At 56.5% G+C, this 13,906-nt stretch carries 10 protein-coding genes; 5 read left to right on the top strand and 5 right to left on the bottom strand.

What is annotated here, in order from left to right; translation table 11 throughout:
• Positions 1-193: 193 nt before the first annotated feature.
• Positions 194-2,197 (top strand): 2,4-dienoyl-CoA reductase FMN-binding domain-containing protein, encoded by a 2,004-nt coding sequence (locus AC6I8A_RS16955; RefSeq protein WP_497818815.1) that lies wholly within the window; start codon positions 194-196, stop codon positions 2,195-2,197.
• On the opposite strand, the gene rlmG is transcribed toward AC6I8A_RS16955, so the two are convergent.
• Complete coding sequence (rlmG, locus tag AC6I8A_RS16960; protein WP_497818816.1) at positions 2,198-3,316, bottom strand: 23S rRNA (guanine(1835)-N(2))-methyltransferase RlmG; 1,119 nt, start codon at positions 3,314-3,316, stop codon at positions 2,198-2,200. It lies immediately after the preceding gene.
• 81 nt (positions 3,317-3,397) lie between these two features.
• On the opposite strand from rlmG, the gene AC6I8A_RS16965 reads away from it, so the two are divergent.
• Positions 3,398-3,898 carry a M48 metallopeptidase family protein gene (locus tag AC6I8A_RS16965; RefSeq protein WP_008103482.1) on the top strand — a complete coding sequence of 167 codons (501 nt, stop codon included), beginning with the start codon at positions 3,398-3,400 and terminating at the stop codon, positions 3,896-3,898.
• On the opposite strand, the gene AC6I8A_RS16970 is transcribed toward AC6I8A_RS16965, so the two are convergent.
• Complete coding sequence (locus AC6I8A_RS16970) at positions 3,895-5,583, bottom strand: chloride channel protein (RefSeq protein ID WP_256697545.1); 1,689 nt, start codon at positions 5,581-5,583, stop codon at positions 3,895-3,897. The genes AC6I8A_RS16965 and AC6I8A_RS16970 overlap by 4 nt on opposite strands.
• 139 nt (positions 5,584-5,722) lie before the next feature.
• Between AC6I8A_RS16970 and AC6I8A_RS16975 the strand changes: the two genes are divergently transcribed.
• The 3 genes from AC6I8A_RS16975 to sstT all read left to right on the top strand — a co-directional run bounded on the left by AC6I8A_RS16975 (position 5,723) and on the right by sstT (position 9,432).
• Entirely contained in the window at positions 5,723-6,709 is a 987-nt protein-coding gene (locus tag AC6I8A_RS16975; protein ID WP_497818963.1) for a Gfo/Idh/MocA family protein, read from the top strand.
• Between the two features lie 271 nt (positions 6,710-6,980).
• Positions 6,981-7,952: a TerC family protein gene (locus AC6I8A_RS16980; RefSeq protein ID WP_293798256.1), complete on the top strand. Its 972-nt coding sequence runs from the start codon at positions 6,981-6,983 to the stop codon at positions 7,950-7,952.
• A 232-nt stretch (positions 7,953-8,184) separates the two neighbouring features.
• A complete protein-coding gene (sstT, locus tag AC6I8A_RS16985; protein ID WP_256697548.1) occupies positions 8,185-9,432 on the top strand; it encodes a serine/threonine transporter SstT in 1,248 nt (415 codons plus the stop codon).
• A gap of 33 nt (positions 9,433-9,465) precedes the next feature.
• On the opposite strand, the gene AC6I8A_RS16990 is transcribed toward sstT, so the two are convergent.
• The 3 genes from AC6I8A_RS16990 to uxaC are packed head-to-tail and all read right to left on the bottom strand — an operon-like array spanning position 9,466 to position 13,827.
• Entirely contained in the window at positions 9,466-10,956 is a 1,491-nt protein-coding gene (locus AC6I8A_RS16990; protein WP_312179055.1) for a UxaA family hydrolase, read from the bottom strand.
• Positions 10,957-10,960: 4 nt separating this feature from the next.
• Positions 10,961-12,409, bottom strand: a complete 1,449-nt coding sequence (locus tag AC6I8A_RS16995; RefSeq protein ID WP_497818964.1) for a tagaturonate reductase — start codon at positions 12,407-12,409, stop codon at positions 10,961-10,963.
• A gap of 2 nt (positions 12,410-12,411) precedes the next feature.
• Entirely contained in the window at positions 12,412-13,827 is a 1,416-nt protein-coding gene (gene uxaC / locus AC6I8A_RS17000; protein WP_497818817.1) for a glucuronate isomerase, read from the bottom strand.
• Positions 13,828-13,906: the final 79 nt, after the last annotated feature.

Genomic DNA, 13,906 nt, shown 5'->3' on the forward strand with positions numbered 1-13,906 from the left:
TAGCCCCTTCTTCATGCTATTACAGGGCGAGTAGGTTTCTTCCCGTGCCTGGCGAAAGAAGTCCGATACTTTCGTCTGCGACTTACCGCCCTGCTTTTTTTTGATGCTTCTCACAGGCTGAACGCCACACACTTCCTTCCCTGCAAATTCCCGCTAGAGTTCACTCATCCGACCACTTTCTGAGTATGTGATCATGCCTGAACATTATGCCCATCTGTTCGCCCCGCTAGATTTGGGTTTCACCCACCTTAAAAACCGTTTCCTGATGGGGTCGATGCATACCGGATTGGAAGAACATGCTGAAGGTGCCGAACGTCTGGCTGCCTTCTACGCTGAGCGCGCACGCGAAGGTGTGGCGCTGATTGTCACCGGCGGTATTGCGCCCAATCCGCAAGGCGTGGTGGCACATGGCGGAGCGATCCTAAACCAGGATAGTCAGTGCAACTGGCACCGTATCATCACCGATGCGGTGCATGCAGAAGGCGGGAAAATTGCGCTGCAGATTCTGCATGCTGGCCGCTACAGCTATCAACGCGACCTGGTTGCCCCTTCGGCGTTGCAGGCGCCGATAAATCCTTTTACACCGCAGGCGCTCAGCGATGCGGATATTCATCAAACCATTCAGGACTTCGCACACTGCGCCAAACTGGCGCAACAGGCCGGCTATGACGGCGTGGAGATTATGGGTTCGGAAGGTTATCTGATTAACCAGTTTTTGGTGGCACATACCAATCAGCGTGAGGATGACTGGGGCGGCGATGTGGCGCGACGTCAGCGCTTTGCGTTAGCTGTGACGCAAGCGGTGCGCGATGCTGTCGGCAGCGACTTCATCATCATCTTCCGCCTGTCGATGCTTGATTTGGTCAATAACGGCAGTTCGCTCGAGGAAACGCTGTCGCTGGCGCAAGCGCTGGAGCAGAACGGCGTTACGCTGTTTAATAGCGGTATTGGCTGGCATGAAGCGCGCATTCCTACCATCGCCACTTGCGTGCCGCGCGCCGGTTTTGCCTGGGTCACCCAGCATCTGCGCGAGCGCGTGTCGGTGCCGGTCATTGCCACTAACCGCATCAACCATCCCGATGTGGCAGAACAGCTTTTGCGTGATGGCATCGCTGATATGGTATCGATGGCGCGCCCTTTCCTCGCCGATGCGGCTTTCGTTCGTAAAGCAGAAACCGGCCAGCCTGATGCCATCAATACCTGCATTGCCTGTAATCAGGCCTGCCTCGATCAAATCTTTGTCGGCAAAGTCACCTCTTGCCTGGTGAATCCACGCGCCTGCCATGAAACGCTGATGCCGGTGATCGCCACCGAACAGCCAAAGCAGTTAGCGGTGGTGGGCGCGGGACCTGCCGGCATGGCATTCGCGCTGCAGGCGGCCGAGCGCGGCCATCAGGTCACGCTGTACGAAGCCGACACACAAATTGGCGGGCAGTTTAATATCGCCCGACAGATTCCCGGCAAGGCCGAATTCAGCGAAACGCTGCGCTATTTCCGTCATCAGCTTGCTGCTGCGGGCGTGACGATTAAAACAGAACATCGCGTCACCACAGACGAACTGGAAACCGCTGACGAAGTGGTTATCGCCACCGGTATCTTGCCGCGCCAGCTGACGATTCCTGGCATCGATCATCCCAGCGTGCTGAGCTACCTCGATGTGATACGCGATAAAAAACCGGTGGGAAAACGCGTGGCGATTATCGGCGCAGGCGGTATTGGTTTTGATACCGCCGAGTTTCTGCTGCATCAAGCCAGCCATGACGATTTCTACCAAAGCTGGGGCATCGATCGCAGCCTGCAGGCGCGTGGCGGTTTGATTGCGCCACAGCCACAGCCCGCCGATCGGCAAATCTGGCTGCTGCAACGCAAATCCGGCAAGCCGGGCGCAGGCTTAGCGAAAACCACTGGCTGGATCCACCGTGCCAGCTTGCAGGCGCACGGCGTGCAGATGTGGGGCGACGTCGAGTATTTGCAAATTGATGATGCCGGATTACATCTGCGTCATCAGGGCGAAGCGATAACGCTGGCGGTGGATAACGTTGTGATTTGTGCCGGACAGGAACCGCTGCGCCTGCTGGCGGACCAGCTCAGCGCGCGAGGTAAATCCGTTCGGGTGATTGGCGGTGCAGATGTGGCGCAGGAGCTGGATGCTCGCCGCGCCATAGCTCAGGCGACTGAACTGGCGCTGAGTATCTAATTAACGCAGTTTGACCGAACGCAGCACCACGAACTTGGCGTTAGACGCCACCAGTTCGCAGTTACCAAACAGCTTTTTCATTTTGACGTGATAGCCGAGGTGGCGGTTGCCGACGATGCGCAACTCGCCGCCGTACTGCAGGCAACGTTTGGCATCACGCAGCATTTGCCACGCCAAATGATCGGTCACCGCGTGCTGCTGATGGAATGGCGGATTGCACAGCACCGCGTGTAGGCGATCGGACGGGAAGCCACTCAGCACGTTGTTAACGCGGAACTGACAGCGCGCCATATCCTGGGGACGGTTCACTTCCACGTTCAGTTTGCTTGATGCCACCGCCATGTAGGATTCGTCATAAAACAGCACGTCCGCGTTCGGGTTCTGCTCCAGCGCCAGCAAACCAATCACGCCATTACCGCAACCCAGATCGAGAATCTCACCTTCAATGTCAAAAGGCAGATGCTGCATAAAGAAGCGTGCGCCCACATCCAGCGACGCGCGGGAGAACACGTTGGCATGGTTGTGGATTTGGTATTCAGAATCATCCAGCGGCCAAACGGTGGTTGCTGGCTGATCCGCTAATTGAGGCGCGGTATAGCGGCTATAAATCAGACGCGCTTTTTTCCACGCCAGCGAGGTTTTGCTCTCGCCCAAAATGCGCTCGAACAGCTGCAACGTAGAGTTGTGAATATCTTTGGCTTTCGCCGCCGCCAGAATCAGCGTGTCTGGCGTGATCACTTCGCGCAATGCACGCAATTGATGCTCCAGCAGCGCCAGCGCTTTGGGAATTTTGATCATCACCACCGCCGGCGCGGCGGGCAGTGGCGCCAGGCTATCGATAAAGTGCACCTGATCTTCATCCATCTCATTGAGACGCAGGTTCTGTTTTGCCGCCTGTTCGCTCAGCAGCGAATCGCTGACGTGCCACACAGGACGTGCGCCCAGCCCGCAGGTCAGCGCACCAAAACTGTCGTTGAACACCAATACCGGTCCCTCAGGCAGCGCTTGCTGCAGCAGGTATTCATCGGCGGAATCCCACGCCTGTAGCGGGCTTTCCTCACGCATTGGCGGGAAGCGGTGCAGCGTCAGCGTGCGATTGGTCAGTTCAAGTTGGCTCATGGAATCTCCGGCGTGGTACACTTTGCGCGATTTTCGCCCTAAAAAGGGGGCGCAGTATACTGTCTTTCGCCGGGAATCCCAATGTCATTAATCTATCTGCAGGGTTACCCTGAAAACATCCTCGAGCAGGTTCAGACGCTGATCGAACATGAGCGTTTAGGTTCATTTCTCCAGCAACGCTATCCCGATACGCACAATATCGTCAGCGACCGCGCGCTCTATGATTACACCCAGGCGCTGAAAAACCGCTACATGCGCAGCGCGCCGCCGGTGAGCAAAGTGATTTGGGACAATAAGATCAAAGTAATGAAGCACGCGTTGGGGTTACACACGGCGATTTCGCGCGTGCAAGGCGGCAATCTCAAAGCCAAAGCGGAGATTCGCATCTCCACTTTCTTCCGTCTCGCACCGGAAGCGTTTTTGCGCATGATCGTGGTGCACGAACTGGCGCACCTTAAAGAGAAAGAGCACGACAAAGCGTTTTATCAACTCTGCTGCCACATGGAACCGGATTATCATCAGCTCGAGTTTGACGCCCGCTTGTGGATGACCGACCAGGCGATGCGCGGCAACGCGGCTTAAAGAAACTCCTGCGCCTTTTGAATTAAACTGGTTTTGGTCAGTGCGCCCATAAAACGGCGCTCCTGCGGGTTATTCAGCACCGGCAGGCGCTCAAGCGTGACGCGGGCAAAGGCTTCCCAGCCTTCGCGCATGCTTTGATTCTGATAAATGCAGGGAAAGTTATTGTCCATCACGCTACTAACGGGCGAATGCAGCGTGATCTCCTGCGACAATACCTTGCGTGAGATATCGTGAATCGACACCACACCGAGAAATTGCCCTTCGCTATTAATCACATACACATAACGTTCACGCTTGAGTGAGCTCACCGCCAGCGCCTGCCCTACCGACTCTTCCGGCTGCAGCGCGGCGCCGGGAATGATCAGCTGGTCGACGCGCATGTTATCGAAATCATACTTGGCTTCGGAACGACTGAAATGGCTGCTCACCACCGGATAAGTACTGGACGATTGCAGGCGATAGACCACCATCGAGGCCAGCACCGACGCGATCATGATCGGGAACAGCAGGCTGCTATTCAGCGTCATCTCTAACACCATCAGCATCGCCATTAACGGCGCCTGACTGACCGCCGCCAGCACCGCCGCCATGCCGATCGCCGCATACAGCAAGGTATTGCCAACCGGTAAATGCAGCAGCACGCCCATCTGCGCCAGCGCCACGCCAAGCAGTGCGCCGATCAATAATGAAGGGGTAAACAGCCCACCCACCGCGTTGGAGCCCACCGACAGCGTGGTCGCCAGCGTTTTTAACACCAGCAATCCCAGCAAACCCATCAGCAGATATTGGCCATCAATGATTTTGACGATCACTTCATAACCGTTACCGAGAATATCGGTGGAGATCAGCGCCAGAAAGCCCACTGCTAATCCCCCCGCGCCCAGCCGCAGCGGCAGCGAACGCACCCGGCCAAACAGCGCCTTGCTGCGCGCAATCAGTTTGATCAGCAGCCAACCGGCGATACCGGCGACAAAACCAATCAGCAACGTCATCAGCAAGCTGCTGATATCCATCTGGAACAGCGCTTCGGATAACGGATAAAGCGCGCTGCGAAAACCCAGCGACCACATGGTCATTACCGCCACCGCCGACGAAACAATCAGCGGAATCAAGCGTTGCAGCGCCGAGATGCCAAATGCGATTTCCGCCACAAATATCGCTGACGCCAGCGGAGCGTGATACACCGACGACAGCCCGGCGGCAGCGGCCATCGCCACGATATCGCTGTTGCGCAGATTGAGCGATTTGGGCAGCCAGCGCCCGATTAAACTGCCGCTCAGCGCCGATAGCTGCACCATCGGCCCCTCTTTACCAATCGACGCGCCGCTGCCGATACTGGCAATCGATGACAGCGCACGGAACAGCGAGGTTTTGGTCGGCACCGCATCAAGGCGCGCGTTGATAACTTCCAGATAATCGGTCTGTACCGTTTCCTGTTTCTCAATCGCCACCGCATAGCGCAGGAAAAAACCGGCGATAACGCCACCCGCGCCCACCAGCAGCGGCCAGAAGATCCACGGCCAGACATGCATCGCCACGGTGATTTCGTTATCGCTGTTGAACAGCAGGCGGTTAATGACATCGATCACGCCGCGAAAAGCCAGCGTCACCAGCGAGGCCACGCATCCAACGGGGATGGCGATCAGTAATGTGGTCCAGTTCAGAGCATGTTTACTTCCACTCACCCGCGCGTCCCCGCTAAGTCGGTTAAAAAGTTGTGCGGCATCATCATATTGGAATGCGGATCTCAGGATCAAATTTCGCCTGCCTGGCGCTCAGATGAACATGTTACTCTGCCGTTTTACTTTAGCAGGAGAGCAGCACGTGATTCGTTTCGCCATCGTGGGAACCAACTGGATTACCCGCCAGTTTATCGACGCCGCGCATGAAACCGGCAAGATGAAGCTGAGCGGCGTCTATTCGCGTAATCAGCAGCAGGCCGACGCTTTTGTGGTGGATTATCCCTGCAAGCTGACCTTCACCTCACTGGATGAACTTGCCGCCAGCAGTGAGATTGATGCGGTGTATATCGCCAGTCCGAATGCGCTGCACAGTGAGCAGGCGATACTGTTTATGTCGCACGGCAAGCATGTGATTTGCGAGAAGCCGATGGCGTCTAACCTGCGTGAAGCCGAGGCGATGATTGCCTGCTCGCGCCAGCATCAGGTGGTGCTGTTTGAAGCCTTTAAAACCGCCAGCCTGCCGACGTTCCTGCAGCTGCAAAAAACGCTGCCGCAATTGGGCAAACTACGTAAAGCCCTGATCAACTATTGCCAGTACTCCTCGCGTTATCAGCGCTATCTGGATGGCGAGAATCCAAATACCTTTAATCCTCGCTGGTCGAACGGCTCCATCATGGATATCGGCTTTTACTGCCTCGCCGCCGCTGTCAACTTGTGGGGCGCGCCGCAGCAGGTCAAAGCGCAAGCTTCGCTACTGGAAAGTGGCGTTGATGCGCATGGCGTGGCGGTGCTGGGCTACGGCGATTTTGATGTCACGCTGTTGCACTCAAAAGTCAGCGATTCACTGATCCCGAGTGAGATTCAGGGCGAAGCGGGATCGCTGATAATTGAAAAGATCTCCGAATGCCAGCAACTGCGCTTTATCCCGCGCGGCGGCGAGAGCCAAAACCTGACGCAGCCGCAGCACATCAACACCATGCTGTATGAAGCCGAAACCTTCGCCAAATTGGTGGAAGCCGGTGAAGTTGAGCATGCGGGCTTAGAAACCTCGCGCATTACGGCGCAACTGCTCACGGAAATTCGCCGCCAGACCGGCGTGGTATTCCCGGCAGATCAGGCTGAAGTGTAAATATTGCAAAACATTTCTGGCGCCCTCTTGAAAGCGATTATCGAACTCCGTATGTTTAGCGCTGCAAAGGGGAGTAACTTGTAAGCTGATTGATCGTCATTACGATGCGCAACGCAATATGCGAAACGCATCCGGTCGTCAGGCAACCCGGAACCTATTCTGAGTTGTAAGTGAGACCTTGCCGGAAGGCGAGGTTTGCTTGCAGCACGATCAAAGCGGCTGACGTCTTCTGACTTCAGCCGCTTTTTTATTTCTGGAAAAGGATACGACTATGCACTCAGTTGGCACACCGTTACTTTGGGGCAGCTTTGCTGTCGTGGTGCTCATCATGCTGGCGATCGACCTGCTGTTACAGGGCCGACGCGGCGCACAAACCATGTCATTCAAACAAGCAGCGGTCTGGTCGCTGATTTGGGTCTCCGTTTCACTGCTGTTCAGCGGTGCCTTCTGGTGGTATCTCGACGGCACCGCCGGGCGCGAAGTCGCTACCGCGCAAACTCTCGCTTTCCTCACCGGCTATGTTTTAGAAAAAGCGCTGGCGGTGGATAACGTTTTTGTCTGGCTGATGCTGTTTAGCTACTTCGCCGTCCCAGCCAACCTGCAGCGCCGCGTGCTGATTTATGGCGTGTTGGGCGCGATTGTGCTGCGTACCATCATGATCTTCGCTGGCAGCTATTTGGTTACCCAGTTCAGTTGGATTCTTTACGTATTCGGCGCCTTCCTGCTGTTCACCGGCCTGAAAATGGCGCTGGCGAAAGAGGAAGATGACAGCACGGTTGGCGACAAGCCGGTGGTGCGCTGGCTGCGCAAGCATCTGCGGATGACCGATAGCCTGGACGGTGAGAAGTTCTTCACCCGTAAAAACGGCGTGCTGTTTGCTACGCCGCTGCTGCTGGTGCTGATCATGGTTGAACTGAGCGATGTGATTTTCGCCGTGGACAGCATCCCCGCCATCTTCGCGGTAACCACCGATCCGTTCATTGTGCTGACTTCAAACCTGTTCGCGATTCTCGGCCTGCGCGCCATGTACTTCCTGCTGGCTAACGTGGCGGAGCGCTTCTCGATGCTGAAATATGGCCTGGCGATTGTGCTGGTGTTTATCGGTATCAAAATGCTGATCGTCGAGTTCTATCACATTCCCGTCGGCATCTCGCTGACGGTGGTGGGCGTGATTCTCGGCGGTACGCTGCTGATTAACGCCTGGGTAAACCACAGAAACGACCAGAAGAAGATCTCACCATAATCTTCTGCAGGGGCGCTAATCGCCCCTGCTTTGTTTCGCCAGTGGCAACCTTAACCTTTTATATATCTGTCACACTTCCCATCATCAGCAGATCAAAAAACCGATCTGCCGCGCATGCACAGAATTTTCTCTTTCCTCATAAGCTCTTTTCCTTATACTCCGCCGGGCAAACCGTTGTGGGTGGTTGAACCGCGCACAATACTCATGACCGCAAATATAAAAAGACTGTGATATGCAAAACAACTTTATTGGACGTCTGGGCGCGCTGTTCGCAGGAAGCCTGGTAAAACAAATCATGATCGGCCTGGTGGCGGGCGTGGCGCTGGCGTGGTTCTCACGCGATGCCGCACTGGCCGTTGGCTTGCTGGGCGAGCTGTTCGTGCGTGCGCTGAAAGCCGTCGCGCCGCTGCTGGTTTTGGTGCTGGTGATTTCTTCGATCGCTAACCATCAGCAGGGACAGAAAACCAATATCCGCCCGATTATCATGCTGTATCTGCTCAGCACGTTCTTTGCTGCGGTTGTGGCAGTGATCTTCAGCCATCTGTTCCCTCAGACGCTGTCGATGAACGTCGGTGCCACGCAAATTACGCCGCCGTCGGGCATTGCCGAAGTGCTGCACGGTTTGCTGATGAGCATGGTGTCGAATCCGATTGAAGCGCTGATGAACGCCAACTACATCGGCATTCTGGTATGGGCGCTGGGATTGGGCCTGGCGTTTCGTCATGCCAGCCCAAGCAGCAAAGCGTTTCTTAATGACGCGTCAAATGCCGCGACCTGGGTGGTGCGCTGCGTGATCCGCTGTGCGCCGCTGGGGATTTTTGGCCTTGTCGCTTCCATTCTTGCCTCAACCGGTTTTGATGCGCTGTGGGAATACGCCAATCTGCTGGCGCTGCTGCTCGGCTGCATGCTGATTATGGCGCTGGTGATCAACCCAATGCTGGTGTTCCAGAAAATTCGCCGCAACCCTTATCCGCTGGTGTTTACCTGCATGCGTGAGAGTGGCGTTACCGCATTCTTCACCCGCAGTTCCGCAGCCAATATCCCGGTGAATATGGCGCTGGCGAAGCGTCTCAATCTGGATGAAGACACTTACTCCGTATCGATCCCGCTGGGCGCCACCATCAGCATGGCCGGTGCTTCGATCACCATCACTGTGTTGACGTTGGCTGCAGTGCATACGCTGGGTATTTCGGTGGATGTGCCAACCGCGATTCTGTTGAGTCTGGTGGCGTCGCTGTGTGCCTGTGGCGCATCCGGCGTGGCGGGCGGTTCGCTGCTGCTGATCCCGGTAGCCTGCAATATGTTTGGTATTCCGAATGATTTGGCGATGCAGGTCGTGGCGGTGGGCTTCATTATTGGCGTGCTGCAGGATTCCGCCGAGACCGCGTTGAACTCCTCGACGGATATTCTGTTTACCGCCGCCGTATGCCAGGCTGAAGCCGAGCGCGAGCCGCGTCGTACAGTTTCAGAATCTGAGTAATTGCTCCAGGTCGCCATTCATGGCGACCTGGTTCTACAACGTCACTCCGCTTTTAAAGATGGCTAACTCGCGGAAATCATTGGTTTCATTGCGCGCCGGTTGGCCATTGGCAATCGCCACAATCATATCGACGAAGTCCTCCAGCATCTCCGCCATACTCATCCCTTCAATCAAACGTCCGGCATTAAAATCGATCCAGTGCGGCTTCTTCTCGGCGAGCTGCGTATTGGTGGCGATTTTCACCGTCGGCACAAAACCGCCATACGGCGTGCCGCGTCCGGTGGTGAACAGCACCATATGACAGCCCGCACCCGCCAGCGCGCTAGTAGCGACCGCATCGTTGCCAGGCGCACTTAACAGATTGAGTCCCGGCGTATGCAAGCGCTCACCGTACTTCAGCACATCCACCACCTGGCTTTGTCCGGCCTTCTGCGTGCAGCCAAGCGACTTCTCTTCCAGCGTAGTGATGCCGCCGGCTTTGTTACCGGGTGAGGGATTCTCGTAGATCGGCTGCTGGTGATCGATAAAGTAGCGCTTGAAGTCGTTAATCATCGCCACAGTTTTTTCAAAGGTGGCTTCATCGCGGCAGCGACTCATCAGGATACGCTCCGCGCCAAACATCTCTGGCACTTCGGTCAGCACGGTGGTGCCGCCGTTGGCAATCATCTGGTCGGAGAAACAGCCCAGCATGGGATTGGCGGTGATGCCGGAAAAACCATCCGAACCGCCGCACTCCAGACCAAACTTCAGCTCGCTAAGTTTGCCCGGTTGACGCTGATCTTCGCGCATGGCGCGATAGAGTTCGTGCAGGCGTTCCAGCCCCGCTTCCACTTCATCATCCTGCTTCTGACACTCCATGAACTGCACGCGATCGCTATCGAAACCACCAAGCGTTTCACGGAACACATCGACCTGATTGTTCTCGCAGCCGAGGCCAATCACCAGCACCGCGCCGGCATTGGGATGGCGCACCATATTTTGCAGCATGGTGCGGGTGTTTTCATGATCCTGTCCAAGCTGCGAACAGCCAAACGGATGGCTGAACAGATGCACGCCATCAATGCCTTCAGCGTCATTGGTCTCTTTCATAAAGCGCGTCAGGATTTGCCGTGCGATGCCGTTAACACAGCCGACGGTGGGCAGAATCCATAACTCATTACGGATGCCCACTTCACCGCTGGCGCGGCGATAGATCTGCACGTCACGGTCGCCTGCTTGCGGCGGCAATTCGAGAAAATCGGGTTGATAGTCGTACTCATCCACGTCGCTCAAATTGGTGCGCGCATTACTGGAGTGGATGATCTCGCCGGCCGCAATCGGCTGAGTGGCGTGCGCGATCGGCAAACCGTATTTGATCACCAGCGCGTCAGTGATTAAAGGCTGCAGCGCAAATTTATGGCCGCGCCCAACCTCCTGCTGCAAGGTGATCGTCTGTTGATTGATTTCGACCTGGGTATTGGCTGGTAAATCGCGCAACGCCACAGCAACGTTGTCGCGTGAATGTATTCTAATGGCATCTTGCATAGCGTTATCTCAGTTGTGTCAACGCCGTCCGCATCCCGTGGACGATGATGTTTTGCAGGTGCTGGCTGACCGCAGCGACTAATCCGGGCCGCTGCGTGAGATCTTCGCCCCAGTGATTGGCATCGCTGAGTACCGCGCGCACCAACTGTTCTGGAGTCTGTTGATCGTTATTTACCGCTGGCCACAGTTCAGCAAAACGCTGCAGCCAGTGATCGTCGTCCTGCAGCGGCCAGTGACGCTCGCCCTCTGCACCGCGATAAAAGGCCAGCAGTGCGGCAAAGGAGAAAGTCAGGCGCACCGGCCATTGCCCGTTTTGCTGCTGCGACATCAGCAGTTGCGGCAGCAAACGGGTGCGGAATTTGGTCATACCGTTGAGAGCGATGGAGAGCAACGCATGGCGAATAAAGGGATTGCGGAAGCGACGCTGCACCGCGTCGGCAAAGGCGTGCAGCTCATCGCGCGGCAGATCCAGCGTGGGGATCACCTCTTCGCGCAGCAGCGCATCGACAAAACCGGCCATCTGCGCGTCATCCATCGCTTCTCCCACGCTCTCCAGCCCGGCCTGAAACGCCACCGGCACCAGCGCGGTGTGTGCGCCGTTGAGGATCGCTACCTTTTGCGCTTTGTACGGCGTGATGTCGTCCACCAGCTTCACTTCTGGCGCCAGCGCGTGCAGCTGCAGCTCCTGCGCCAGTGCGTCCGGCCCCTGAATCACAAACTGGTAATAGACTTCGCCCGCCACCAGATAACGATCTTCGTAGCCCAATGAAGCTTCGATCGCCGCGCTATCCGCCGGATAACCGGTGACAATACGATCCACCAGCGTGTTGTAGAACGCGCAGTGATCCTGTACCCAGCGGGCAAACGCCGGCGGCAGCTGCCAATGCTGGCTGTAGCGCAGCACCAGCTCACGCAGCGTGGCGCCGTTGTAATCGATCAGTTCACAGGGCACCACCAGCCAGCCTTTATCACTGGCGCCGGCAAAATGGTTGAAGCGCGCCCACAGCAGCTGCGTCAGCTTGCCGGGGAAGGACGAGGCGGGCGTATCGTCCAGCCGATCCTGCTCTGCGAAGGCAATGCCCGCTTCCGTGGTATTGGAGAAGACAAAACGCATTTGTGGCGCGCGTGCCAGCGCAAGAAATTCGTCAACCTGTTGATACGGCTGGATTTCACGATTCACGCTGCGGATCAGGCGGGGTTCACTCACCTGCTCGCCCGCCGTGTTTAGCCCGCGAATCAGCGTGGTGTACAAGCCATCTTGCTGATTGAGTGTCTCTTCCACCACGCGATTGCGCGGCCGCACCACCACCACGCCCGCATCGGTGTCTTGATGTTGATTAAGCCAGTCGAGTTGCCAGTCGATGAAGGCGCGCAGGAAATTGCCTTCACCAAACTGGATAACGCGCTCGCTATAGTGCGCGCCGGGAAAATCGTGACGGTTGAGTCGCTGCATCATCAGGCTCCCAGCTCAATGCCGAAGTAATCGCGCGCATTGGTGAAACTGATGTTCTGTACCATCTGCCCTAACAACGCTTCGTCGGCAGGCGCTTCGCCCCGCTCCACCCAATTGCCGATCATCTGGCACAACAGACGACGGAAATATTCGTGGCGCGTGTAGGAGAGGAAGCTGCGGCTGTCGGTCAGCATGCCGACAAAGCGGCTCAGCAGGCCGATTTGCGCCAGCTGTGTCATCTGGCGCTGCATGCCATCCAATTGATCGTTGAACCACCACGCCGAGCCAAATTGCATCTTGCCCGGTTCGCCTTCACCCTGGAAATTGCCCGCCATAGTTGCCAGCACTTCGTTATCGCGCGGGTTGAGGCAGTAAAGGATGGTTTTTGGCAGCGCGTTGTTGCGGTTCTGCGCATCCAACAGGCGCGCCAGCGGAATCGCCAGCGGCGCATCATTAATCGAATCGAAGCCAACATCCGGGCCGAGGATATCAAACTGGCGACGATTGGCGTTGCGCAGCGCACCAATGTGATATTGCTGCGCCCAGCCACGGCGCGCATATTCGCTGCCGAGCCACACCAGCACGGCGGTTTTGAATTGAGCCGTCTCTTCGGCGGAAGGCGCTGCGCCTTGCAGTCGACGCGCCAGAATGCCGTCGAGCGTGGCGTCATCCGCTTCCGCAAACAGCACCACATCCAACGCGTGATCAGAGATTTTGCAGCCATGCGCAGCGAAGTGATCGAGTCGCTGGCTTAAGGCGCGACGCAGATCGTCAAAGCGCAGCACGCTGACATCCGCCACCTGCTCTAAGCGCTGAATCCATGGCAGGAAGCTCTCCAGCTCAATATTGAAAGCTTTGTCCGGACGCCAGCTCGGCAGTACTTTGACGTCAAAGCTGCTGTCCTGCGCCAGCTTACGGTGATGCTGCAAGTCGTCGAGCGGATCGTCGGTGGTGCCGACCATTTTCACCTTCATCTGCTGCATGATGCCGCGCGCGCTGAAGGCGTCCTGCGCCAGCAGTTCATTGCACTGCTGCCAGATACGTTCCGCGCTCTGTTCGTTCAACAGCACATCGGTAATGCCAAAAGGTCGGCGTAATTCGAGGTGCGTCCAGTGATAGAGCGGATTGCCGATGGTATGCGGCACGGTGCGCGCCCAGGCATTAAATTTCTCACGGTCGCTGGCATCGCCGGTACACAACGCTTCCGGCACGCCGTTAGCGCGCATCGCACGCCATTTGTAGTGATCGCCTTTCAGCCAGATGTCATAGAGGTTGGTGAAGCGGTAATTATCGGCAATCTGATGCGGCGGCAAGTGACAGTGATAGTCGAAAATCGGCTGGTCTTTGGCGTAGTCATGGTACAGACGACGGGCGAACTCGGTGTCGAGTAGAAAATCCTCACTCATAAAACGCGACATACCTGCTTCCTCATTTTGTAGCCAGGTGGCTTTTAACTAAAAGTTATCATACCAATTTAGACGAACGGCAAAATTGTTT

The organism is Pantoea sp. X-Soil-ISGK-275, assembly GCF_059730795.1.

What these genes read in the sequence shown, in the direction of transcription:
- AC6I8A_RS16990 (WP_312179055.1), bottom strand. Translation starts at nt 10,956, where the DNA reads ATGCAAGATGCCATTAGAATACATTCACGCGACAACGTTGCTGTGGCG.
- AC6I8A_RS16965 (WP_008103482.1), top strand. Translation starts at nt 3,398, where the DNA reads ATGTCATTAATCTATCTGCAGGGTTACCCTGAAAACATCCTCGAGCAG.
- AC6I8A_RS16980 (WP_293798256.1), top strand. Translation starts at nt 6,981, where the DNA reads ATGCACTCAGTTGGCACACCGTTACTTTGGGGCAGCTTTGCTGTCGTG.
- sstT (WP_256697548.1), top strand. Translation starts at nt 8,185, where the DNA reads ATGCAAAACAACTTTATTGGACGTCTGGGCGCGCTGTTCGCAGGAAGC.
- AC6I8A_RS16995 (WP_497818964.1), bottom strand. Translation starts at nt 12,409, where the DNA reads ATGCAGCGACTCAACCGTCACGATTTTCCCGGCGCGCACTATAGCGAG.
- rlmG (WP_497818816.1), bottom strand. Translation starts at nt 3,316, where the DNA reads ATGAGCCAACTTGAACTGACCAATCGCACGCTGACGCTGCACCGCTTC.
- uxaC (WP_497818817.1), bottom strand. Translation starts at nt 13,827, where the DNA reads ATGTCGCGTTTTATGAGTGAGGATTTTCTACTCGACACCGAGTTCGCC.
- AC6I8A_RS16955 (WP_497818815.1), top strand. Translation starts at nt 194, where the DNA reads ATGCCTGAACATTATGCCCATCTGTTCGCCCCGCTAGATTTGGGTTTC.